Origin of the sequence: Leifsonia sp. 563, from assembly GCF_040545055.1 — a bacterium.
In the GTDB taxonomy this organism is placed as follows: Bacteria; Actinomycetota; Actinomycetes; order Actinomycetales; family Microbacteriaceae; genus Leifsonia.
On the sequence record NZ_JBEPLE010000002.1, the window covers coordinates 328,735 to 349,550 of the forward strand.

General features: G+C 69.2%; 16 protein-coding genes and 1 tRNA gene. 14 read left to right on the forward strand and 3 right to left on the reverse strand.

Going from position 1 to position 20,816, the window contains the following annotated elements:
- The first annotated feature begins 81 nt into the window (after positions 1-81).
- From ABIC47_RS08555 to msuE, 14 genes are all read left to right on the forward strand, one after another.
- Positions 82-1,368 (forward strand): aspartate kinase, encoded by a 1,287-nt coding sequence (locus ABIC47_RS08555; protein ID WP_018189922.1) that lies wholly within the window; start codon positions 82-84, stop codon positions 1,366-1,368.
- A 70-nt stretch (positions 1,369-1,438) separates the two neighbouring features.
- Positions 1,439-2,524 carry an aspartate-semialdehyde dehydrogenase gene (locus tag ABIC47_RS08560; RefSeq protein WP_018189923.1) on the forward strand — a complete coding sequence of 362 codons (1,086 nt, stop codon included), beginning with the start codon at positions 1,439-1,441 and terminating at the stop codon, positions 2,522-2,524.
- Positions 2,525-2,645: 121 nt separating this feature from the next.
- Positions 2,646-4,121: a malate:quinone oxidoreductase gene (locus tag ABIC47_RS08565; protein ID WP_089881229.1), complete on the forward strand. Its 1,476-nt coding sequence runs from the start codon at positions 2,646-2,648 to the stop codon at positions 4,119-4,121.
- A 242-nt stretch (positions 4,122-4,363) separates the two neighbouring features.
- Complete coding sequence (locus ABIC47_RS08570; protein ID WP_354479398.1) at positions 4,364-5,977, forward strand: ABC-F family ATP-binding cassette domain-containing protein; 1,614 nt, start codon at positions 4,364-4,366, stop codon at positions 5,975-5,977.
- Between the two features lie 27 nt (positions 5,978-6,004).
- Complete coding sequence (locus tag ABIC47_RS08575) at positions 6,005-7,174, forward strand: Rv2578c family radical SAM protein (protein ID WP_354479401.1); 1,170 nt, start codon at positions 6,005-6,007, stop codon at positions 7,172-7,174.
- A gap of 125 nt (positions 7,175-7,299) precedes the next feature.
- Positions 7,300-8,574, forward strand: coding sequence for a sensor histidine kinase (locus tag ABIC47_RS08580; protein ID WP_089881239.1), 1,275 nt, complete (start codon positions 7,300-7,302; stop codon positions 8,572-8,574).
- The gene (locus ABIC47_RS08585; RefSeq protein ID WP_354479405.1) at positions 8,571-9,815 is read left to right on the forward strand and encodes a hypothetical protein; all 1,245 of its coding nucleotides are present in this window, start codon (positions 8,571-8,573) and stop codon (positions 9,813-9,815) included. Before ABIC47_RS08580 ends, ABIC47_RS08585 begins: the two co-directional genes overlap by 4 nt.
- On the forward strand, positions 9,812-10,516 hold the full coding sequence (locus ABIC47_RS08590; protein WP_354479408.1) for a response regulator transcription factor: 705 nt from the start codon (positions 9,812-9,814) through the stop codon (positions 10,514-10,516). Before ABIC47_RS08585 ends, ABIC47_RS08590 begins: the two co-directional genes overlap by 4 nt.
- A 44-nt stretch (positions 10,517-10,560) precedes the next feature.
- Positions 10,561-11,235 (forward strand): thymidine kinase, encoded by a 675-nt coding sequence (locus tag ABIC47_RS08595; protein ID WP_018189930.1) that lies wholly within the window; start codon positions 10,561-10,563, stop codon positions 11,233-11,235.
- A gap of 46 nt (positions 11,236-11,281) precedes the next feature.
- Entirely contained in the window at positions 11,282-12,589 is a 1,308-nt protein-coding gene (locus tag ABIC47_RS08600; RefSeq protein WP_354479411.1) for a UDP-glucose dehydrogenase family protein, read from the forward strand.
- 67 nt (positions 12,590-12,656) lie between these two features.
- Positions 12,657-14,534 carry a DUF4012 domain-containing protein gene (locus ABIC47_RS08605; protein ID WP_354479414.1) on the forward strand — a complete coding sequence of 626 codons (1,878 nt, stop codon included), beginning with the start codon at positions 12,657-12,659 and terminating at the stop codon, positions 14,532-14,534.
- A 52-nt stretch (positions 14,535-14,586) separates the two neighbouring features.
- Complete coding sequence (locus ABIC47_RS08610; protein WP_354479416.1) at positions 14,587-15,150, forward strand: hypothetical protein; 564 nt, start codon at positions 14,587-14,589, stop codon at positions 15,148-15,150.
- 77 nt (positions 15,151-15,227) lie between these two features.
- Positions 15,228-16,238, forward strand: coding sequence for an LLM class flavin-dependent oxidoreductase (locus ABIC47_RS08615; RefSeq protein WP_020075508.1), 1,011 nt, complete (start codon positions 15,228-15,230; stop codon positions 16,236-16,238).
- Positions 16,239-16,326: 88 nt separating this feature from the next.
- Entirely contained in the window at positions 16,327-16,920 is a 594-nt protein-coding gene (gene msuE, locus ABIC47_RS08620; RefSeq protein ID WP_018189935.1) for an FMN reductase, read from the forward strand.
- Positions 16,921-17,109: 189 nt separating this feature from the next.
- Here msuE and ABIC47_RS08625 read toward each other — a convergent pair.
- From ABIC47_RS08625 to ABIC47_RS08635, 3 genes are all read right to left on the reverse strand, one after another.
- Positions 17,110-17,183, reverse strand: a tRNA-Pro gene (locus tag ABIC47_RS08625).
- Between the two features lie 68 nt (positions 17,184-17,251).
- Positions 17,252-18,232 (reverse strand): metallophosphoesterase, encoded by a 981-nt coding sequence (locus ABIC47_RS08630; protein ID WP_354479421.1) that lies wholly within the window; start codon positions 18,230-18,232, stop codon positions 17,252-17,254.
- The gene (locus tag ABIC47_RS08635; RefSeq protein ID WP_354479424.1) at positions 18,232-20,754 is read right to left on the reverse strand and encodes a transglycosylase domain-containing protein; all 2,523 of its coding nucleotides are present in this window, start codon (positions 20,752-20,754) and stop codon (positions 18,232-18,234) included. Before ABIC47_RS08635 ends, ABIC47_RS08630 begins: the two co-directional genes overlap by 1 nt.
- Positions 20,755-20,816 lie beyond the last annotated feature (62 nt).

Sequence of the window (20,816 nt, forward strand, 5' to 3'; positions counted from 1 at the left end):
CGTGTCAACAGGTGTCGTCACATGAAGGAACGGTCATATCCCGATCGGTAGGATGGGAAGCCCGTGAGTTCAGGAGAGTCTGTGGCCCTCATCGTCCAGAAGTTCGGCGGTTCGTCCGTCGCGACAGCTGAGAGCATCAAGCGCGTCGCGAAGCGCATCGTCGAGACGCGCAAGGCCGGCAACGAGGTCGTCGTCGCCGTCTCCGCGATGGGCGACACGACGGACGAACTCATCGACCTGGCGCACGAGGTCACCCCGATCCCCGCGCCTCGCGAGCTCGACATGCTGCTCACCGCGGGCGAGCGCATCTCCATGGCGCTGCTCGCGATGGCGATCAAGAGCATGGGATACGACGCGCGCTCCTTCACGGGCAGCCAGGCCGGCATGATCACCGACGCGCAGCACGGCTCCGCGCGCATCGTCGACGTCACGCCCGGCCGCATCCAGGATGCGCTGACCGAGGGCGCCATAGCGATCGTCGCCGGATTCCAGGGGTTCAGCCGCGAGTCGCGCGACATCACCACGCTCGGCCGCGGCGGGTCGGACACGACGGCCGTCGCCCTCGCCGCCGCCCTCGGCGCGGAAGTCTGCGAGATCTACACCGACGTCGACGGCGTCTTCACCTCCGACCCCCGGCAGGTGCCGCTCGCCCGCAAGATCGACCGCATCACCAGCGAGGAGATGCTGGAGTTGGCGGCCGCCGGCGCGAAGGTGCTGCACATCCGCGCCGTCGAGTACGCCCGGCGACACAACGTGACCCTGCACGTGCGCTCGTCGTTCTCCAACAAGGAGGGCACGTATGTCCTCAACGAAGCAGCGGCCGCGGAGGCCGCCAAGAAGGATGGAACCGTGGAAGAGCCCATCATCTCCGGCGTGGCCACCGACCTGAGCGAGGCCAAGATCACCGTCGTCGGCGTGCCCGACGTGCCCGGCAAGGCCGCGCAGATCTTCAAGATCGTCGCGAAGGCGAACGCGAACGTCGACATGATCGTCCAGAACGTGTCCGCTGCGGCGACGAGCCTCACCGACATCTCCTTCACCCTCCCCAAGTCGGAGGGGCAGCGCGTGCTGACCGCCCTCACCGCCGAGCGCGACGAGGTCGGCTACCAGTCACTGCAGTACGACGACCAGATCGGCAAGCTGGCCCTGGTCGGCGCCGGGATGCGCACCAACTCCGGCGTCTCGGCGAAGCTCTTCGAAGCGCTCTACGACGCCGGCATCAACATCGAGATGATCTCCACCAGCGAGATCCGCATCTCGGTCGTCACCCGCGCCGACACGGTCGCCGAGGCCGCCCGTGTCGTCCACACGGCCTTCGGGCTCGACGGGGACGAGAAGGCCGTCGTCTACGCCGGCACCGGCCGGTAGTTCGCTCGCCGAACGGGAATGGCCGCGCGACCGGCGCGGTTGACCACACGAAACGACCCAAGGGGCTGACATGACCGAGTTCACCGATTTCGACAGCAACGGCGTCCGTCTGGCCGTCGTCGGCGCGACCGGCCAGGTGGGCGGCGTGATGCGCCGCCTGCTGGAGGAGCGCGCGTTCCCGGTGAAGAGCATCCGCTTCTTCGCCTCCTCCCGCTCGGCCGGAACGACCCTGCCGTTCAAGGGCCAGGAGATCACGGTCGAGGATGTGGCGACCGCCGACGTCTCGGGCATCGACATCGCGCTGTTCTCGGCGGGTGCCACCGGGTCGAAGGCGCACGCCCCCCGGTTCGCCGAGGCCGGCGCCATCGTGATCGACAACTCGAGCGGCTGGCGCATGGACCCGGACGTCCCGCTCGTGGTGTCGGAGGTCAACCCCGACGCCATCGCCGATGCGCGCAAGGGCATCATCGCGAACCCGAACTGCACGACCATGGCGGCCATGCCCGTCCTGAAGCCGCTGCACGACGAGGCGGGCCTGTCGCGCCTCGTGGTCAGCACCTACCAGGCGGTCTCCGGCTCCGGTCTCGCCGGCGCCGAAGAGCTCGCCGAGCAGGCGCGCGCCGCGATCGCGGACGAGCACCTGCTCGACCTGGTGCACGACGGCTCGGCGGTGACCCTGCCCGCGCCGGTCAAGTACGTCCGTCCGATCGCTTTCGACGTCATCCCGCTGGCCGGCTCCATCGTCGACGACGGGTTCAACGAGACCGACGAGGAGAAGAAGCTGCGCAACGAGTCGCGCAAGATCCTCGACCTGCCGGGTCTCCTCGTGAGCGGCACCTGCGTCCGCGTCCCCGTGTTCACCGGTCACTCGCTCTCCATCAACGCCGAGTTCGAGAAGCCGATCAGCCCCGAGCGCGTCGCCGAACTGCTGGCCGACGCCCCTGGCGTGCAGCTGACCGACGTCCCGACCCCGCTGCAGGCCGCCGGAAGCGACCCCAGCTTCGTCGGCCGCATCCGGGCGGACGAGGGTGCACCGGAGGGCCGCGGTATCGCGCTGTTCATCAGCAACGACAACCTGCGGAAGGGCGCGGCACTCAACGCGGTGCAGATCGCCGAGCTGGTGGCCGAGCGCCTGACGAATCCCGTCACCGCCTGATCCACTCGGGCCGTTCGGTCGCGGCGAGCGGAGTTGTCTCGATATCGAGACAACTTCCTCGCCGTCGGCCGTGTCCGCGCCTGCGGGCGGTCGGATGGCCGCTGCATCATAGGATTGACGGGTGAGCAATTCTCCCATCGACGTCGTCCTGATCGGCGGCGGCATCATGAGTGCGACGCTCGGGGCCATGATCCAGCGTGTCCAGCCCGACTGGAGCATCCGCATCTACGAGCGCCTGGGCGAAGTGGCCCAGGAGTCGTCGAACCCGTGGAACAACGCCGGCACCGGCCATGCCGCCCTGTGCGAGCTCAACTACATGCCCGAGGCCTCCGACGGCACCGTCGACCCCGCCAAGGCGATCAGCATCAACGAGCAGTTCCAGCTCAGCCGGCAGTTCTGGGCGAGCCTCGTGGCCGCGGGCGACCTGCCCGAGCCGCACACGTTCATCAACTCAACGCCTCACATGACCTTCGTGCGCGGCCGGGACAACGTGCGCTACCTCCGGAAGCGCTACGAGGCGCTGAAGGACCAGCCGCTGTTCGCCGGTATGGAGTACTCCGAAGACCCTGCCGTCATCGGAGAGTGGACGCCGCTGCTCACCAAGAAGCGCAACGCGAAGCAGCGCATCGCCGCGACCCGTCAGACGTCCGGCACCGATGTCGACTTCGGTGCTCTGACGCGTGCGCTCATCGACAACCTGATCGAGAACGGCGCGGAGCTCGCGCTCAATCACACCGTCCGCAGCATCAAGCGCACCAAGGACGGCCTCTGGCGGCTTTCCGTCAAGCACGAGGTCGGCAACACCCCGCACGTCGCGACCGCACGGTTCGTCTTCGTCGGCGCGGGCGGCGGCGCGCTGCACCTGCTCCAGAAGTCCGGCATCCCGGAGATCAAGGGCTTCGGCGGCTTCCCGATCTCGGGTCAGTTCCTGCGGACCACCAACCCGAAGCTGGTCGCTCAGCACCAGGCGAAGGTCTACGGCAAGGCCGCCGTCGGGGCCCCGCCGATGTCGGTGCCGCACCTCGACACCCGCGTCGTCGACGGCCAGGCCTCGCTGCTGTTCGGCCCGTACGCCGGTTTCAGCCCGAAGTTCCTGAAGACGGGCTCCTGGTTCGACCTGCCCGGCTCCGTCCGCCCCGGCAACATCGGCCCCATGCTGGCGGTCGCCCGCGACAACTTCGACCTCATCAAGTACCTCGTCGGCGAGCTCCTCGCCAACCGCGCGAAGAAGCTGAAGGCGCTGCAGGAGTTCATGCCGACCGCCAAGATGGACGACTGGGAGCTGATCACCGCAGGCCAGCGCGTGCAGGTGATGAAGAAGGATGCCAAGAAGGGCGGCGTCCTCCAGTTCGGCACCGAGGTGGTCGCGGCGGAGGACGGCTCGATCGCCGGTCTCCTCGGAGCCTCGCCGGGCGCATCCACCGCCGTCCCGATCATGGTGGATCTGCTGAAGCACTGCTTCCCCGACCGTTTCGGCGACTGGCTGCCGACGCTGAAGGAACTGATCCCGACGGTCGGAACGACGCTGAACGATCGACCGGACGAGGCCAAGCGCGTGCTCGACACCACGGCGGAGACCCTGCAGCTGCAGCAGTAGTCCTCTGGACACGTCCTCTGGACACGTCCTCTGGACAGCCGCGTGGACGGCCTGGTATGGTCGTCCACGCTATGAAGTGAGAACCTCCTGACGTCCCGCGCCTGAGGCGCCGTCGATGTGAGTGAGGACCCTTCGGTCGCTGCGCTGCCCGGTCAGGCACCTGGGCGCTCCGGCGCCACTCACGACGGAGATCGCCCGGCGGGAAACCGCTCCTCGTGGAGCGCCCGGAAAGGCGGTTCCCCATGCCAACGATCACTCTCACCCCGCTGCGCGCCGACGGCGTCTCTGTCACCTACGGCGAGCGTCGCGTGCTCACCGACGTCTCGCTCACGGTCGGCCCCGGCGCCCGGCTCGGCCTCATCGGCGAGAACGGTGCGGGCAAGTCCACTCTGCTGCGCGTCCTGGCCGGTGCCGAGACACCGGACGCAGGCGCGCTGACCCGGCCGGAACGGACCGGCTTCCTCTGGCAGGAGGTGCGGTTCGAGCCGGGCGAGACGCTCGCAGCGCTGATCGAGGATGCGCTCACCGATGTCCGTGCGATCGAGCGCGAACTCGAGGAAGCGGCCTCCGCGCTCGGCTCCGGCGACCCGGTCTCCGATGCGCGTTACGACGCTGCCCTCGCGGCGGCCGAACGCGCCGAGATCTGGAGCGTCGAGGCGCGCCGGGACGAGTTGCTCGACGGACTCGGCGTCGGTGACATCCCGCTGTCGCGGAGGCTGAGCGAGGTCTCCGGTGGTCAACGCAGCCGGTTCGCTCTCGCCGCGCTGCTCCTCGCCCGCCCGGAGGCCCTGCTGCTCGACGAGCCGACGAACCACCTGGACGACGAGGCGGCGGCCTTCCTGGAGCGACAGCTGCGGGGATGGGCGGGGCCCGTCGTATTCGCCAGCCACGACCGCGCGTTCCTCGATGCGGTGGCCACCAGCCTGCTCGACCTCGACCCCGCGCGCTCGGGCACCATGGTCTTCGGCGGAGGGTACAGCGCGTATCTGGCCGAGAAGGAGGCGGAACGCGCGCGATGGGAGAAGCAGTACGCCGATGAGCAGCACGAGCTCAAGGAGCTCGAGCATGCCGTTGACGTTACTGCCCGGTCCATCGCCTGGTCGGGGAAAGTGCGCGACAACGACAAGTTCGCCAAGGCGTTCAAGGGCAACGCTCTCGATCGCCAGATCAGCCGACGTGTCCGCAACGCGGACGGGCGGCTGCAGGAGCTGCGCGCCGGCCAGGTGCGGAAGCCGCCCGCTCGTTTGGCCTTCGCGGGGATCCCGTCGGGGTTCCAGGTGCTCGGCGACGGTTCGGGGCTGCTCGTCCAGGCGCGCGGGGTGCACATCCCGGGCCGTCTCCGGGTCGCGGAGTTCGTCGTCGCGCCCGCGAGCCGCATCCTGGTGACGGGGGCGAACGGAGCGGGCAAGTCGACCTTGCTGTCGGTGCTCGCCGGCCGCCTCGAGCCGGCGAGCGGTGCCGTGCAGCGACGGCGCGGTCTCCGCGTCGGATTGCTGGAGCAGGATGTGCGGTTCGCCGATCCTGCGCTCTCACCGCGCCGGATCTACGAGTCGGCGGTTGGGGAGCGGCGGTCGGAAGCGGTGCCGCTCACCTCGCTCGGGCTCATCGCCCCGCGCGACGCCGATCGGGCGGTGGGCACGCTGTCCGTCGGTCAGCAGCGCCGGCTCGCGCTGGCTCTGATCCTCGCCCGTCCGCCGCACGTGTTCCTGCTCGACGAGCCGACCAACCACCTCTCGCTGACGCTCGCGTCGGAGTTGGAGGATGCACTGGGCGCCTATCCGGGCGCGGTCGTGGTGGCGAGCCACGACCGCTGGCTCCGCTCGGGCTGGAGAGGAGAGACGGTGCATCTTGCTTAAGATTCGAACATATGTTCGAATAGGGACATGCGATGGAGTGGTCAGGAGTTGTCGGTCGATGAGCCGTCCGCCCTGCCCGGGCTTGCGCGGCTGAACAACCTGGTGCGCTCGGTGCGCACTCCCGACTTCGCCGGCATCACGTTCCACGAGGTGCTGGCGAAGTCGGCGCTCAACCGCATCCCGGGTGGTGGAGGGCCGATGCCGTTCGGGTGGACGATCAATCCGTACCGCGGGTGCTCGCACGCCTGCGTGTACTGCTTCGCCCGGCCGACGCACACCTACCTCGACCTCGACTCGGGCAAAGACTTCGACAACGAGATCATCGTCAAGGTGAACGTGGCCGATGTGCTGCGCAAAGAGCTCGCCAAGCCCAGCTGGGGTCATCATCCGGTGGCTCTCGGCACCAACACCGATCCGTACCAGCGCGCGGAGGGGCGATACGGACTGATGCCCGGGATCATCGACGCGCTCGCCGACTCGGGCACGCCGTTCAGCATCCTCACGAAGGGGTCCCTGCTGCGGCGCGATCTCGACCGTCTGGTCGAGGCGAGCAAGCGGGTGCCCGTCGATCTCGCCATGTCGATCGCGGTCTACGACGACGAGCTGCAGCAGTCGATCGAGCCCGGCACTCCGACGACCAAGGCCCGCCTCGCCACGGTCACCGCGGTGCGCGAGCACGGCCTCGACTGCTCCGTGTTCCTGATGCCGATCATCCCGTACCTGACAGACACCCGCGCCCATCTCGACGAGGCGCTGCGGCAGGCGAAGGAGGCGGGTGCCACCTCCGTGCTCTATTCGGCGCTGCACCTGAAGCCGGGCGTCAAGGAGTGGTTCTACCTCTGGCTTGGGCAGGAGCATCCCGAGCTGTTGCCGCAGTATCGCCGCATGTACGGGCGCGGCACCTACGCGCCGCAGGAGTACCGCCGGTGGCTGGCCGGGCGCATCAAGCCCCTGATCCGAGCGCGCGGTCTGGAGCGTGGCCGCGAAGATCCGGTGACCGGCGGGGTCCGCTCCAGTGCGCTCGGGATGCTGCGCGACGACGAGGGGGAGCGGCAGCTGGTGGGGTCCGCTGTGCGTGCGGGAGGGTCCGCGGCGGGGTCGGCGGGATCCGCTGCGTCGCACGGAGAGGCGCCGGACGCGGCGTCGATCGTGAGCGCGTCCCTGACCGGATTGGGGGTGCAACCGACCCTGTTCTGAGAGTGGTCCTCTCGCAGGCAACTCCACAGAGACATCCGGGGCAGCAATGTTCGGGCGACCGGGGTACGAGCGGCCGGGGTACACAGAGTCCGCGTCGAATGCCATAATCCGGGAGGGACCGATGAGTGCTCGGATCCGGAAGGGACGACGACGTGTCGCTCGGTCTGCCCAGCCATCTGGCACGACCCGCAAACTCGCGCGCCCTCGCCACGGCTGCCCGCTGGGCCGGCCTGATCTGCCTCGCCGCCGCCGTCGTGAACGTCGGCAGCGCCAGTCTGACCGACGGCAACGTGACCTCCTGGGTGACGCTGCTCGTGCTGGTGCCGATGGTCGCCCTGCTGCTGGCCCTGGCACGCGGCCGCACCGCTGGGCTGACGATCGCCTACCTGCTCGTCGGCACCGTGTGCACGTACTTCTACGTCGTCGCCCTGTTCACCAGCACGCCGGCGTACCGCGACACCAACCTCTTCGTGGTCGCTCTGCCGGTGGTCGCGATGACGCTGGTCGGCGGCACGGGCACGGGGGCGCTCGCCGGGATCCTCTGGGCGACTCTCGGCTTCGCCCTCGCGGAGGCGGCCGTGATCTTCGGTGCTGCGACGACCGAGCGCGCCTACATTCCCGACGCCATCTCGCTCGGGGCGTACCTTCTGCTGGTCGGCGTGCTGACGTTCGACGGGCTGACCCGCGGAACGCGTTCGCGCGCGCAAGCGGCTCTGCATCGCGCCGTGCGCGATGCCCGGCTTGTCGACCTCCGCCGGGAGCTGCTGGCCGCATCCACCGCCGACCTTCACGACACGGTTCTCAGCGAGCTGGTGGCCGTCGCCGGTGCGCAGCCCGGGCCTCTGGACGAGCGTCTCGCGCGTCGTATCGACGCCGACCTCCGCGGTCTCGCCGCTGGCGTGCCGGCAGCGGAAGGCGGCGGGGCCGAGGTGGCCGGGGTCGCCCGGGTCGCCGGGGTCGGGCTTCCCGATGCGGATCCCTGGTACGACAGCGAACTCCACCGCGCCATCGAGGCGGCTCGCGACGAGGGGCTCACGGTCGACATCTCGGGAGACCGCACGGCGTACACCACCCTCGGTGACGAGGCCCGTCGTGCCCTGGGGCTGGCGGTCCGGCAATGCCTCGTGAACGTCGTCCGGCATTCCGGCAGCCCGAGCGCCGAAGTGGCCCTGTCTGCGGGCGGCGGGTCCCTCTCCGTCATGGTGGTGGATGGCGGCAGCGGCTTCCCGGCATCGGCCCCCGCAGCCGATCGCCTGGGGCTCCGCCAGTCCGTCGGCGACCGGATCGCCCGGGTGGGCGGCACCGTCGACATCTACTCGAGCGCCGATGTGGGCACGACCGTCATCCTGACCGTTCCGATCGGGCCGGAAGCAGCCGTCTCCGAGGGGCGCGCCGGATGACCGCACTGAACCCCCGCACGATCGTCGGGGCCCGATCGGTGACGCTCGAGCGGACGCCTCAGCGGCTCGACCCGCTCGGAGCCCAGTCGGCGTGGCCGCTCGTGCCCCTGCTCGGGGCCGTCGCGCTGGCGTACGCGGTGTACTCGACGATCATCCACGCCGGCCAGCTGCGGAACACCTCCCTCGCGATCGTCGCCATCGGCGTCCTCCTCCTCGCCGTCGTGATCGCCGCCATCCGCACCCATCCCGGGTTCGCCCCGTTCGGGCGCTGGTCCCATTTCTCGGTCGTCGCGTTCGCCGTCACCGCCGCAGCGCTGTTCGACTCGGCCGTGTGGGGCCGCAACGAACGCATCCAAGACGACTGGGGACAGATCGCCGTCGCCCTCCTGCTCGTCGCGATGCCGCTCTATCGCCCGATCGGAGAGGTCGCCGGCTCGGCGCTCGTCGCCGCGATCGTCCTCGGCGGATTGGCCGCGGTCCAGCACTCGCTCGTCATCGCGAATGACCCCCTGGTGTACGCCACGGTGGCGGCGACGCCGATCCTCGCCTTGGCCGCCGGAGGTGCCGGGTACGCCTGGACGTTGACGGGGGAGACGTTGCGCTGGCGGGAGGTCGCCCGGGAGGGTCAGCTCCGGTTGGAGTCCGAGCTCCGCCAGGCGGCCGAGCGCATGATCGCGCAGGAGCGCATGACCGCGCTGAACGCGGAGGCAGTGCCATTCCTCACGGCCGTCGCGCATCGCGGCGCCGTGACCGAAGAGGACACCCTGCGCGCCCGCGCCATCGCCGAACGCCTCCGAGGGATGTCGGTGCGCGCCATCTCGCGCACCTGGCTGGAGGACACCCTCGAGCTCGCCCTCGCCCCTCGACTGGTGGAGGCGCCCATCGCGCCCGTCGACGAGGAGACCGGCCCGCGGGTCGACGACCCGGACCTCCTCGAGCGTGTGCTGACCGCCGACCAGCGCGCCATCGTCGGAGCCCTCATCGCCACCGTGGCCGCTCGTCCCGGCCTCGACCCTCGCTCCGTCCTCCTCGAAGCAAACGACCCCGAACAGCCGTCGTTCGCACTGCATGCGAAGATCGCAGAGCCCCGCGCCGAGCTGCGCCGCGAGCTGCTGCCGTTCGTCAGCTCCCTCAACTCCGTCGCGATGCGCGCCACGATGCGGCTGCGCGGTGGCGACGTCACCATCCGATTCGCCTACCCCCACGGCGGATTCCCCGACAGCGAAGGCAGAAGACGATGAGAACCATGCGTCCGGACGACCCCGGAGCGCCGGCGACCTCGGCCGCCGGACGATCCACGGAGCCGCCGATCCGTCTGGCGATCCTGGACGACCACGAGATCCTGCTCGACAGCCTGGCGTCGTGGATCGAGAAGAACGCCCCCGAGTTCGACCTCGTCGTCCGCGCCGGAAGCTGGCTGGAGCTGGTGCACAGCGACGCCTTCCCGACCGACCTCGTCATCATGGACCTGCAACTGAAGGAGTCGGTATCCATCGGCGCCCGGGTCCGCACCTGCCGCGCTGCGGGCGCGAAGGTCGTCGTCCTCAGCGCCGTCGACACGCCGGAGGACCGGGATGCGGCACTCGCCGCCGGAGCCGTCGCCTACGTCACCAAGTCGCAGCCGATGACCGAGCTGGTCGCCGCAGCGCTGTCGGCGTCCGGACGCGGTGTCGGCTGGACCGCCGCACCGACGGCCTGGCGCCCGAAGCCCCTCATCCCCGAGTCCGCGCGGCCGCGGCTGAGCGACGGCGAGCGTCAGGCCCTCGTCCTCTATGCCGACGGGCGGACGACCTCCGAGGTGGCGCGCGCCATGAACGTGCAGTACGAGACGGCCAAGACCTACCTGCGGCGGGTGCGCGAGAAGTACGGCAAGGCCGGACGTCCGACGAGCTCCCGCGCGGACCTGATCCGTCGGGCGGCGGAGGACGGATACCTCACCTGACGCGCCATCGGGCTTCCGTCATCCGTGCCGCATAGGATCGGTGCGTGGCAAAACTGTATTTCCGCTACGGAGCGATGAACAGCGGCAAGAGCACGGCCATGCTTCAGGCCGCGTATAACTACGAGGAGCGCGGCCACCGCGTCCTGCTCACGAAGCCATCGATCGACACGAAGGGCGACCTGGGCATCCTCTCCCGCCTGGGCGTCACCCGGGAGGTCGACTTCCTCATCGCGCCCGAGACCGACGCGTACGGCGCCTTCCAGCGGCACCGCGAACGCACCATCAAGCGCTTCGACACCGACGTCAGCGCGCTCCTGGTGGATGAGGCGCAGTTCCTGACCGAGGCGCAGGTCGACGACCTCCTGCGCATCGCGCTGCTCGACAACGTCCCGGTGCTCGCGTACGGCATCCGCACCGACTTCCAGACCGTGGCGTTCCCGGGGAGCCGCCGGCTGCTCGAGGTCGCGCACAGTCTGGAAGAGCTGAAGACGATCTGCCGCTGCGGGCGCAAGGCGATCTTCAACGCCCGCAAGATCGACGGGGTGTTCGTCTTCGACGGCGACCAGGTCGCGATCGACGGGGCATCGGTGTCGTACGAGTCACTCTGCGGTAACTGCTACCTTCAGGAAAGTCGAGGGGTGCTCAACAACGGCCGGCGGCATTGGCCGGTCGAGGCGGCTCCCGCCTACGTCGACGAGCCCGACCCCGACTTCACCTGATCCGCACCGCGCCCGAAGGCGACCTCACCCGAAGGAACTGCACACCATGAGAATCTCCGTGATCGGCTGCGGCTACCTCGGAGCGGTCCACGCCGCCTCGATGGCCCACCTGGGCCACGACGTCGTCGGTATCGACGTCGACGAGGCGAAGATCGCCCTCCTCTCCGCCGGTCGTCCGCCGTTCTTCGAACCAGGGCTGCCGGAGGTGCTCGAGTCGGCCGCGCCGTCCGGGCGCCTGCGCTTCACCACGGATTTCTCCGCCGTGTCCGAGGCCGACATCCATTTCGTCGCCGTCGGCACGCCGCAGGTGGCCGACGGGGATGCGGCGGATATGCGCTTCGTCGACGCCGCATTCGCTTCCCTTCTGGAGCACGTGAAGCCCGGCGATCTCATCGTCGGCAAGAGCACCGTCCCGGTCGGGACCGCCGCGCGTCTGGCGGAGCTGGTCGCGCAGGCGCAGCCGCAGGTCACACTCGCCTGGAACCCCGAGTTCCTCCGCGAGGGATTCGCGGTGAGCGACACCGTGAGCCCCGACCGCCTCGTGTACGGCGTTCCCGAGGGCGAGCCGGGGGAGCGCGCCGCACGCCTGCTCGACGAGGTCTACGCGTCCGCGGTCGCCGCGGGCACACCGGTCATCGTGACCGACTACGCGACCTCCGAGCTCGTCAAGGTCTCGGCGAACGCCTTCCTCGCCACGAAGATCTCGTTCATCAACGCGATGGCCGAGATCGCCGAAGTGACCGGCGCGGATGTGACCAAGCTGGCGGACGCGATCGGGCACGACGCGCGCATCGGGCGCCGCTTCCTCAACGCCGGCGTGGGATTCGGCGGCGGCTGCCTCCCGAAGGACATCCGCGCATTCAGTGCCAGGGCCCGCGAGCTCGGCAAGGGCGACGCTGTGCGGTTCCTCGACGAGGTCGATCAGATCAACCTGCGCCGTCGGACGCGTGTCGTCGAACTGGTGCGCGAGGAGGCCGGTGGACTGGCCGGCGTGCGTGTCGGTGTGCTGGGACTCGCCTTCAAGCCGCACTCGGACGACATCCGCGACTCCCCGGCGCTGGATATCGCCATGCGACTCGCCGACGCGGGGGCGATCGTCACCGCGACCGACCCTCAGGCCGTCGAGAACGCGCGACGTCGTGCGCCCCAGCTGCGCTTCGCCGAGACGGCGGAGGATGCGGTCCGGGATGCGGACGTCGTCGTCCTGATCACGGAGTGGCCGGAGTTCACGAGCCTGGATCCGGAAGCGGTCGGCGAGCTCGTGGCGCATCGCACGGTGATCGATGGACGCAATGCGCTCGACCCGGCGGCGTGGCGCGGAGCAGGGTGGACGTATCGCGGTTTGGGTCGCTGAGCAGCCTCCCCAGAACTCGCCCCATTTGGGGGCCGCCAAAAAAGTGAGGATTTGTTAGATTTGTCGCATGGCGACAGGTCTCACGGAGCCGGACGCGCCGCCGCGTCCCGCGGTTGGGCCGTCGGTCGCGCCGCGAAGACGTCGCAGGCTGCGGCATCCCGTCCTCGTCGGCATCCTCGTCGGGCTGGGCGCCATCCTGCTTTTCACCATCGTGTGGATCGGCGTCCGCGGCTTCCTGGCCCAGCGCGCGCTCACTGACGCCATCCCGGCAGCCGAGCAGGTGAAGACCGCGATCGCGACGGGGGACCTCGCTGCCGCGGGTCGCGCCGCCGACTCGCTCAGCCGGAAGACGCACGAGGCCGCGGCGCTCACCTCGGATCCGGTCTGGGTCACCGTCGAAGCCGTCCCGTGGCTGGGGCCGAACCTCGCCGCGGTCCGCACTGCTGCGGCCGCGTCCGACGATGTGGCCTCGCGGGTGGTGCGGCCGCTGGTCGCCGCCGGCACCGGCGTGGACCTCCGCGCTCTGGCCATCACGGATGGCCGGATCGACCTCGCACCCATCACGGCGGCGCAGCCCGCGGTCGCGAAGGCCCGGGCGGCCTTCACCGACGCTCGCGCGAGCGTCGCGACCATCGAGACCGGCGCTCTCGTGAGTCCGGTCGCGTCGGGAGTCGATCGGCTGCACGATGTGCTCGACAAGGCGGCTCCGGAGATGGATGCGCTCGGCAACGCCGTCCGCCTGCTTCCTTCGATGCTGGGCGCCGACGGTCCGCGCGACTACCTCCTGGCCGCCCAGAACCCGGCCGAGCTCCGCGCGACGGGCGGTCTGATCGGCGCGGTCGCCCTCGTCCATGCCGACAACGGCGCTGTCACGCTGCAGCGCCAGGAGGCCGGCACCTCCATCGGTCCGTGGAAGACCCCGGTCGCCGACGTGCCGCTCAATACGGAGGGCCTCTACGGACCGCTCGTCGGCCGCTACCTTCAGGATGCCAATCTCACTCCGGACTTCCCGCTCGCGGCGGCGACCGCCTCGCGGATGTGGACGACGACCTACGGTGGCACCGTCGACGGCGTGATCGCCGTCGACCCGGTCGTCCTCAGCGGCCTCCTCAAGGCGACGGGCCCGGTGACGCTGCCGACCGGCGATCGGCTCACCTCCGCCAACGCCGTGAAGATGCTTTTGAGCGACGTCTATCAGCGCTACGAGGATCCGGCGCAGCAGGACGCGTTCTTCGCGTCCGCCGCGAGTGCCGTGTTCGACCGGATGTCGTCCGGGAACGTGGATGCGAAGAAGCTGCTGACCGCGCTGGCGGACGCCGGTGAGTCGCGCCGTGTGCTGATCTGGACCACGCACGCCGAGGACCAGAAGGTGCTCGCGGGCACGACGCTCGCCGGAGGCCTTCCCGCGTCAGATCTGTCGACCGCGGGCATCGGCGTGTACTTCAACGACGCGACCGGCGCCAAGATGGACTACTACCTCCGCACCTCGGTCGCTGCCGGATCCGCCGTGTGCCGCGCGGACGGCAAGCCCTCGACGGTCGTCACGGTCACGCTGACCAACCGGGCCCCCGCAGACGCCGGGACGACCCTGCCTCGTTACGTGACCGGCGGTGGCACGTACGGCGTGACTCCCGGCAACATCCGCACGCGGGTGGCCGTCTACGGGCCGACGGGAGGACTCCTGGCCGCGACATTGAGCGGCGGGGAGAACTACACCACCGTTGCGGGCGTCGATCGCTCGCGGCCGGTCAGTCTGTACACGGTCGAACTGGCTCCGGGGGAGTCGAAGACCGTCACGGTGCAGTTCCTGAACGACCAGCAGACGTCGTCGGACCTCAGCGTCGTGACCACGCCGACGCTTCCGGGGGACGGTACGACCCCCGATGTGGGGGCACGCAACGCCGTCGCGCCCATTGTCGTACAGTGCTCGTCCGTCGTAAAGTGAGTATTACTCAACTAACCCGACCGTGAGCCGGGCCCCAACAGAAAGGCGGCCGATGTTCAAGAAGATTCTGGCGGCTATCGCCGTGACCGCGGGGCTGCTGCTTGCGGCTCCGGCCGCGGCGAACGCCGTCAACTACACCGACGGCGCCCAGTGCAAGTTCGATGTCAGCGTCGCAGAGGCGGGCGGCACGGCCACCCTCATCTGCATCCCGGGCACGTGGTCGCCCGGTGAGGCGATCAACTGGACCGTGACCGGCCAGGACGGCGCGGGCTTCAAGCTCGCCTCGCTCCGCACCGCCGACAGCAGTCTTTCGTTCGTGAAGCACGCGAACGCGGACGGCAGCGACGTCCTCACCGTGACGCTCCCCGCGAGCGCCTCGGGTACCTACAGCGTGGTCGGACACGGACAGAGCAGCGGCCACGAGTGCCCCGCCTCCCTGACCGTCGTGCCGGCCGACCAGGCGAGCACCGTCCTCGACCCGGGCAGCAGCGACGGACTGGCCCACACCGGTTCCGTCGTCGCCACCTGGGCGGCATGGATGGGCGGCTCGCTCGTCATCCTCGGACTGATCGCCCTGGCGATCGTCGGCTGGGTGCGCAAGCTCAAGGCGTCCTGACAATCCCTACCCGGTGATTCCCGGTCGGCCTCGCGCCGACCGGGAATCGCTGTGTCCGGGGCTGCGTTGCACCTGGGGTGAGCAGCATCCCCCTCAACGTCCTCGACCTCGCCAGCCGCCCCGCCGGGGGCACCAACGCCGATGCCGTCGCCGGCACCATCCAGCTCGCGCAAGCGGCCGAGCGGCTGGGATACGAGAGGTTCTGGGTCGCAGAGCACCACGGCATGCCCGCCATCGCGTCGAGCGCTCCGGCTGTTCTCATCGCCGGAGTCGCGGCAGCGACCGAGCGCATCCGGGTCGGCAGCGGCGGCGTGATGCTCCCCAACCACGCGCCGCTGGTCGTGGCCGAGCAGTTCGGCACCCTGCGCGCCCTGTACGGCGATCGCATCGACCTCGGCATCGGCCGCGCGCCGGGAACTGACGGCGCCACAGCGATGGCTCTGCGCCGGAGCCCCGAGGGACTCGGCGTCGAGGACTTCCCACAGCAGCTCCTCGACCTGTACGGCTTCTTCTACGGCGGCATGAGCGACGCCAACCCTCTGCACGGCATCACCGCCATCCCCGGCCTCGGCGACGCGCCTCAGATCTGGCTGCTGGGCTCGAGCGGCTACAGCGCCCAGGTGGCCGCCGCCCTCGGCATCCCGTTCGCGTTCGCCCATCACTTCGCAGGCGAGAACACCGAGGCCGCGCTCAACCTGTACCGCTCGCGATTCGAGCCGAGTGACACCCTCGCCGAGCCGCACACGATGATCGCGGTCAACGTCATCGCGGACGAGGACCCGCAGACCGTGCGCGCCCTGTCCCTTCCCGGCCAGCTGTCCTTCCTGCGGATGCGTCAGGGACAGAAGCCCGAGCCGGTCAGCGTGGAGGAGGCGCTCGCCCACGAGTTCACCCCGCTGGAGGAGGAGTTCATCGCTGCCCGCAACGCCCGTCAGGCGATCGGGACGCCCGACGAGGTGAAGGCGCGACTCGAGGCGCTTCTGGCCTCCACCCAGGTGGACGAGCTGATGGTCTCGTCCGGCGCCGCGACGCTGGAGGGGCGCATCCGCTCGCTGGAGATCGTCCGGGAGCTGTACCCCGCAGCATGACGGACCGTGACGCCGCCCCGAGCGATGCGGGGCGGCTCCGGGTACCGTTGGGCGAAATCCCGGTCCCCAGCCAGAAGGCGGTTCCCACATGTCGCATCCACTCAACGTGGTCGGAGTGAGCGGAAGCCCGACCCACCCGTCGCGCACCACCGTGCTCGTGGACGAGGTCACGCGCGCCTATGCCGAGGCGTCCGGGGGCATCGCCCGCACGATCCGGCTGGCGCCTCTTCTGCCGGAGCTCGGCGCCGGTCCCTTCCGGAGCAGTCTCAGCCCGACGGTCACCGAGGCCCTGGAGGCGGTCGAGAACGCGGACATCCTCGTGGTCGGGTCACCCGCCTACCGCGCCACGTACACAGGCCTGTTCAAGCTGTTCTTCGACCACGTCGGCCAGTACGCCCTGGTCGACAAGCCGGTCGTCCTGACGGCGACGGGAGGCAGCGATCGGCACGCGCTGCTGGTCGAGCACCAGATGCGTCCGCTGTTCGGGTTCTTCCAGTCGCTGACCCTGCCCCTGGGCATCTACGCGGCCGAGAGCGACTTCGAGGACTACGAGATTCGCTCCCAGGACCTGCGGGATCGCATTGACACCGCTGTGGCGCGGACGTTGCCTCTGGTGCGTTCGCGGATCGATCCGGAACTGCGGGTGGCAGAGGTGGAGTTCGCCCGGCCCGACGCGTTCTAGGCCACCACTTCTCCACGGAAGTCGCGCGGTGCGCCCCACCCGCTACCCCGGACGCCGGTCCTCGCTGGCGCTCGGAGCGGCGCCCGGGGCCCCTCGCGGGCGGGGACCCCGGTAGACACCAGCGAGTAATGAAAAAGTGAAGGCCCCCGGCTCGCATCGCGAGCCGGGGGCCTTCACTTTTTCATTACGTCGGGGTGACAGGATTTGAACCTGCGGCCTCTTCGTCCCGAACGAAGCGCGCTACCAAGCTGCGCCACACCCCGAAGGCCTCATCCAGGATACACGAGCGGGGGAGTGGTCATGACCACAGCACCCTGCTCGGCACCTCGCTTCACGGCGCGGGCGTCAGCGTGACCAGCGACGCCTCCGGGCGGCAGGCGAAGCGCACCGGCGCGAAGATCGACGTGCCGAGGCCCGCCGACACGTTGAGGTACGCAGAGCGGAAGGCATGGCGCCAGACGCTCAACCCCTTCACCTGTGCGCGTGGGATGTCGCAGTTCGTGACCAGCGCGCCGAACCCCGGAACGCAGACCTGACCGCCGTGGGTGTGGCCCGCGAAGATCATCGACGCACCGTAGGTGACGAAGGCGTCGAGGATGCGACGGTACGGCGAATGCGTGACACCGATGGTGACCGCCTGCCGCTGCTCGCTCGGGCCCTCATCCGGCCAGGCGTTGTCGTCCGAGAACGGGTCGTCCTCGCGCAGCTGGTCCAGAGCGCCGGGGATGGCCTCCACCCGGTCGAAACGGATGTGCGGGTCGTCGACACCGAAGAACTCGAGGTGCGTTCCCCGGATCTCCAGGCCGGCTGCCCGGTTGTCCAGGTCGGTCCAGCCCAGATCGCGGAAGTACGCCGTCAGGGCGGCCGTGTCGAGCCGCGGGGCGGTCGACGGGCGCTTCTTCGACGGGCCGAGGAAGTACTTCAGCGGGTTCTTCGCCTGCGGGCCGAAGTAGTCGTTGGATCCGTGCACGAAGACGCCCGGGATGCCGCGGAAGCCGTCGTAGGCGGCACGGACGCCCTCGAGGCCCCGGGCATGGCCGAGCACGTCTCCGGTCTCGACGATCAGGTCCGGCTTCAGCCGGGCGAGGGAGCGGATCCACTCCTGCTTGTCGCGCTGCCAGGGCGCCATGTGCAGGTCGGACAGGTGGAGCACGCGGATCGGCTGCGCCCCGGCCGGAAGGACCGGCGCGCTCACCTCGCGCAGCGTGTACGCGCGACGCTCCACCAGCGACCCATAGGCGAACGCGGCGGCGCCCGCCCCGGCGAGGAACGCCAGGGCGGACGCCGCCGGTCGGAGGACTCCGCGCGCCACTATCCGCCCGTGCCCGGTGTCGGCTGGACGGCGGGTGCGGTCAGGGTCAGGGTCACCTGGGTTCCCGGCTTGGCAGGGGCATTGCCGGCGGGATCCTGAGCCTGAACGGTCGCGGTCGGACTGTTGCCGCCCGCGGTCTTCACCTTGAATCCGGCGGCAGTCAGCGTCGCGAGAGCGTCGCCGTACTTCTGGCCCACCACGTTCGGGACGGCTACGAGGGACCCGTTGCTGGTGAACAGGGTAATGGGCGTGCCCTTGCTGACCTGCGTACCGGCGGGCGGATCCGTTGCCGAGATCGTTCCGGCGGGGGCGACCGAGTCCTGCGGGCCGCCGTCGGCCGAGTCCAGTCCGAGACCCGTCAGGATCGCCTTCGCCTCGTCGGGCGTCTTGCCGGTCAGATCGGGGATGGCCACCTGGACGCCACGCGTCAGCTTGTCGGGAGCCGCCGGGAAGTCGTCGCCGCCGTACTTGCCGACCGCCGCCGTCATCATCGTTCGCATGACGGCCGTTCGGGCGATCGCGGGCGTGGTTCCGTGCGTCGGGTAGATGCGGCGCATGTCCACATGACCCGAGATGTTGCCCACCCAGTAGGCGCCGGCGACCTTCGTCGTCGACGCGACCAGCCAGAGCTGCTCGTTGCCGTCGGTGGTACCCGTCTTGCCGAGCATGTCCTTGCCGGTGCGGTTCATGCCGGCCGCAGTGCCGTTCTGGATCGGGCCCTGCAGGGCCTTCGCCATCGTGTTCGCGATGGCCGGGTCGACGGACTGAGCGCACTTCGTCGCGGGGGGCGGGACCGCCTTGCCGTTGCCGTCGACGATCTTGTCGATCGCGATGGGGGAGCAGGTCATGCCGTTGTTCGCGATGCCCGCGAACGCCGTGGCCATGGTAAGGGGCGAGACCGTGTTGGTACCCAGGACCGAAGCCGGGTCGGAGTTCAACTCGCCACCGGTCGCGGTGTGGACTCCGAAGGCTTCCGCGTCCTTCTTGATCTCGCACAGGTCGAGCTGGCTCGCCATGGCGACGAAGGCGGTGTTGATCGAGTTGGTCGTCGCGTTCTGGGCGCTCCGGATACCCTCTTCGCCGCCTGAGTCGTTGGTGGGTTTCCAGGTGCCGCTCCAGTCACCTGTGCACGAGTTCTTGAACTTCGTGTAGGTGCGCACATTCGCGTTCACCGTCTCGTTCAGCGAGTGACCCTGCTTGAGCCATTCGGCAAGGGTGAACACCTTGTACGTCGATCCCACCTGGAAGCCGTTCGAGCCTCCGTAATTCTGATCGGTGGCGTAATTGACGGAGGTGAACTGCTTGCCCTGGTTCAGGACCTCGGGATCTTGGCTGTACGTCTTGTTCTGCGCCATGTAGAGGACGCGTCCGGTGCCGGGCTCGACTCCGACGAGCACACCGCCGATATTCGCTCTGTCGTACACCTGGGGCACGTAGGAGTTGATGGTCTCCTCGGCGACCTGCTGCAGCTGGAGGTCGAGGCTGGTGTAGATCTTGTAACCACCCCGGTTGAAGTTGGAGGCGCGAGTGTCCTCGTCGGCGCCGAAGGTGGGGTCGTTGAGGATGATCTTCTGGACGTAGTCGCAGAAGTACGCCGACCCGCCCGCGGTCTGGCAGCCGCGCTCGGAGGGGGTGATCGCCGGCTGGATCGGGGTCTTGACCGCTTCCTCGTACTGCGCCTTCGTGAGGCGCTTGTACTGGTACATCTTCTGGAGGATGTAGTCGCGGCGCTCCTTGTTCTTCGCGTAGCCGTTCGCGGCGCCGTTGGTCTCCGAACCGGGGTTGTCGATCTTCAGGCTGGTCGGCTCGTTCACGATCGCGATCAGGCTGGCCGCCTGCGCAGGCGTCAGCGCTGCCGCGGTGGTGTTGTAGTAGTAATGCGCTGCGGCCTCGATGCCGTAGACGGTGCCACCGAAGCCTGCGATGTTCAGGTACCCGACCAGGATCTGGTCCTTGGTGTACTTCTTCTCGATGCCGATCGCGTACTTCATCTCCTTGACCTTTCGGTCGGGAGACACGCCCGTGGAGTCATCTACGCACTGCTGGTACTTGGCCTTCTGCTCCTTGGACTTCACCGGGAGCGCCTCGCACTTCTGCAGCAGCACGTTCTTCACGTACTGCTGGGTGATCGAGGAACCACCCTGAACACCCCCACCGGCGACGGTGGAGAGCACACCGCGCACGGTGCCCTGGATGTCGACACCGCCGTGGGTGTAGAAGCGAGGGTCTTCACCCGCGATCGCGGCATCCTTCGCCGCCTGCGAGATCTGGTCGAACGCGACCGGCAGGCGGTTCTGGGAGTAGAAGGTGGCGAGCGGGACGTCCTGGTCGCCGTTCTTGGCATAGATGGTGGTCGGCTGAGCCAGCTGGTCGACGTTCAGGTACTCCGGGAGTCCCTCGAACACGCCGATGCTGTTATTGGCCGCCATCCCCGTCACAGCGATCGCAGGCGTGACAGCGGCGGTGACCAGAAGACCGGCCACAACACTCATGCCGATGAACGCACCGGCGGCGCCGAGCACACCTCTAGCCTGTGGTTTTTGCGCAGACATAGGATCAGAGTAGGTGATGAACCTGCAAAATC

Excerpts from the sequence above, each read along its gene's own strand:
- ABIC47_RS08590 (WP_354479408.1), top strand. The coding sequence starts at position 9,812 with ATGAGAACCATGCGTCCGGACGACCCCGGAGCGCCGGCGACCTCGGCC.
- ABIC47_RS08585 (WP_354479405.1), top strand. The coding sequence starts at position 8,571 with ATGACCGCACTGAACCCCCGCACGATCGTCGGGGCCCGATCGGTGACG.
- msuE (WP_018189935.1), top strand. The coding sequence starts at position 16,327 with ATGTCGCATCCACTCAACGTGGTCGGAGTGAGCGGAAGCCCGACCCAC.
- ABIC47_RS08570 (WP_354479398.1), top strand. The coding sequence starts at position 4,364 with ATGCCAACGATCACTCTCACCCCGCTGCGCGCCGACGGCGTCTCTGTC.
- ABIC47_RS08600 (WP_354479411.1), top strand. The coding sequence starts at position 11,282 with ATGAGAATCTCCGTGATCGGCTGCGGCTACCTCGGAGCGGTCCACGCC.
- ABIC47_RS08575 (WP_354479401.1), top strand. The coding sequence starts at position 6,005 with ATGCGATGGAGTGGTCAGGAGTTGTCGGTCGATGAGCCGTCCGCCCTG.
- ABIC47_RS08605 (WP_354479414.1), top strand. The coding sequence starts at position 12,657 with ATGGCGACAGGTCTCACGGAGCCGGACGCGCCGCCGCGTCCCGCGGTT.
- ABIC47_RS08560 (WP_018189923.1), top strand. The coding sequence starts at position 1,439 with ATGACCGAGTTCACCGATTTCGACAGCAACGGCGTCCGTCTGGCCGTC.
- ABIC47_RS08610 (WP_354479416.1), top strand. The coding sequence starts at position 14,587 with ATGTTCAAGAAGATTCTGGCGGCTATCGCCGTGACCGCGGGGCTGCTG.